Raw genomic sequence first — 2,219 nt, 5'->3', positions numbered from 1 at the left:
AGTGCGTTGATAGTCCTGCTGGCTGTATGCCTTGACAACTCCTTCTAGATTCAGGGAACGGGTAATTTTATATTCCTGTCTGTAGCGGGTTAGTTCTTGAGGTGAGGGATAATCAAGCTTTAGTATTTTTACTACGATCGCTACTCCATCGTCTCTAATGCCCCGATAAACCAGAGAATTAGAACTTTCGTATATCTTGTCTTGGATGGCAATACCAGGTAGAGCAATCATAGAGCAACTCTTGGGAGTATAATCTGGCATAACTCAAACTATACAGCAATCCAGCTATCTACATTTCTCATCTTCTGAAATCCTATTTGGTTTTGTTCATTTCTAGCCAGTTGTAGAGCCTTAACTGAACTCTGTTGAGCGCTGTAGGAATCATGCAGAGGGGTTCTACAGCACTCAACTAAACAACTGGCATAGCTGGATGTCAAGAAGCAGGAAGTTTTATCTTTTCCCTCGTACAACTTCTTCACTGTCCCGTTGTGTTGCTAACTCCATTGAAACTGCAACCTAAAAACATTGGATGCCAATTTGCCAAAATTGTTTACGGTGTTATCTCTCGCTCGTATTCACACTCCAGTACATTTAATAATTTTTCTTCCACAACAGTTAAATAAGGACGATTCAGCTTTCCCAACGACTGCAACAGATTTTTGACTGTCTCCTCAAGCGAATCAGAATACACTCGACCGATGCGAACGCTGATTAACTGCATCTGCTCACATTCTTCAGGCAAGTATTCGTAAGATTTCAGGTGTTGTAACCCAACCGTATATTCGCCATCCCAGGTTTTGACAGTGCAGCGATTTCAATCTGTGAGCAGGGTGTGGGAATTTTAGAAATTAATTAATAATTTCTCCTTTGTTATTGGCCAACTTTTCACGCCATTTTTGGAGTTCTTCAGGTGTTTGTCTCACCCAATCTGTGACTTCGCCAACGATTTTTAATGGTGCTTGGGAGCGATATGAGCGTGTTGGATTGCCTGGAAATTTTTTGTCTGTAACATTCGGGTCATTTTCAAACTCCCCTGTTGGTTCAACGATATAAACACGTTCACGGTTATCGCCTTTTGCTAATGCAGCAGCTAGTCCCGCCCCATTGACAAGGGCTGTGAAATAAATGTGATTCATTTTGAGTTCAAGTTTGTAATTAGAACTGCCCCCTGCCCTCAGCAAATCGCCAACCTGCAAATCTGCTTTCGTTCCATGATAAAAGGGGCCTTTGTCAGAAGGTTTATCCTTAAACGAAGTTGCTAATTCATAATTCTTTCTTGCCTTGTCAGGGTCGCTTAAGTCCTCATAGCATTTGGCAATGTTTGAATATAGAGAAGGTATTGCACTCTTAACAGTGTTGTTATTTATTTTTAATCCAAACTGCAAAGCCGTTTCGAGCCATTTTAATTTGTCAGAAATATTTTTCTGATATCGAGCTATATAATGGGCTGAAATAAATTTTTCAAAGTCGTATGTCGCTTCGTTCCAGGCTTGAAGAAACAGTTCACTTGCTTCTTCTGGTTTGCCTTTTTCTTCCATGCCCATACCTTGAAGACAGAGTTTAACAACATTGTTGTTTGGGTCGAATTCCATGATTACTTTGTCTTGTAATGATTGTAATTTCGATTTAGTTGCTTGTCCTTAGTCCGTTGAAGTGCATCGTAACTACTGCTAACGGTTCGCTTGAGCGGCTGCAAATAACCTTTACCTCACACCAACACCCACCCTTACCCCTGAGTTCGGGGTTGTCAAGAGCTAAAACTTGGCATACTTCGCCCAAGTGGTAGGTGTTTGGTACTCTGGTTCGCTCCATTATGCGCTGCACAATGTCTTTGACGATTCTACCACTTGGGACTTTACCACCCGCTTCCTCTACTGCCTTCTGCCAAGCTTCTGGCTTTTGTTGAGGCTCTAGCTTTGCCAGAGGACGAACTTGTACTTCTGATGTCGGCAAAATTGGGAACTATTAGTTCCCATTTCATCTTGGCTTTCATTTTGGGAACTATTAGTTCCCATTTTTATATTGTCAACTATCAAACAACCAGCTATTAGATAATTTACATGGCGGTAAGTATAACTAAACCTGTCCCTGCAGTATTCCTCAAATGTGCCATGCGTGGGGTTGAGTCGATGGGAGCTATTACGCTTCGCACCTCTCAGTTAGATCCGAACGTGAGACTTTCACCTCATTCGGCTCCCGATATCCTTGAGGATTAATTC

Annotated in this window: 2 protein-coding genes and 2 pseudogenes; all 4 read right to left on the bottom strand. The window is 41.9% G+C overall.

Going from position 1 to position 2,219, the window contains the following annotated elements; translation table 11 throughout:
* Positions 1–231, bottom strand: a pseudogene (locus H6G26_RS41160) (serine/threonine-protein kinase PknK); the annotation flags it as partial.
* 319 nt (positions 232–550) lie between these two features.
* Complete coding sequence (locus H6G26_RS41155; RefSeq protein WP_242054405.1) at positions 551–721, bottom strand: hypothetical protein; 171 nt, start codon at positions 719–721, stop codon at positions 551–553.
* 127 nt (positions 722–848) lie between these two features.
* Positions 849–1,226, bottom strand: a pseudogene (gene arr / locus H6G26_RS44475) (NAD(+)--rifampin ADP-ribosyltransferase); the annotation flags it as partial.
* 400 nt (positions 1,227–1,626) lie between these two features.
* A complete protein-coding gene (locus H6G26_RS43625) occupies positions 1,627–1,953 on the bottom strand; it encodes a hypothetical protein (protein ID WP_242054403.1) in 327 nt (108 codons plus the stop codon).
* Positions 1,954–2,219: the final 266 nt, after the last annotated feature.

Source organism: Nostoc sp. FACHB-888 (assembly GCF_014696655.1).
Classification (GTDB): Bacteria; Cyanobacteriota; Cyanobacteriia; order Cyanobacteriales; family Nostocaceae; genus Nostoc.
The sequence above is the reverse complement of the archived record's forward strand: the minus strand, read 5'-3'. Positions and strand labels throughout refer to the sequence as shown.

Bases quoted from the DNA above. Each gene is read 5' to 3' on its own strand.
- H6G26_RS41155 (WP_242054405.1), bottom strand. From the start codon at position 721: ATGCAGTTAATCAGCGTTCGCATCGGTCGAGTGTATTCTGATTCGCTT.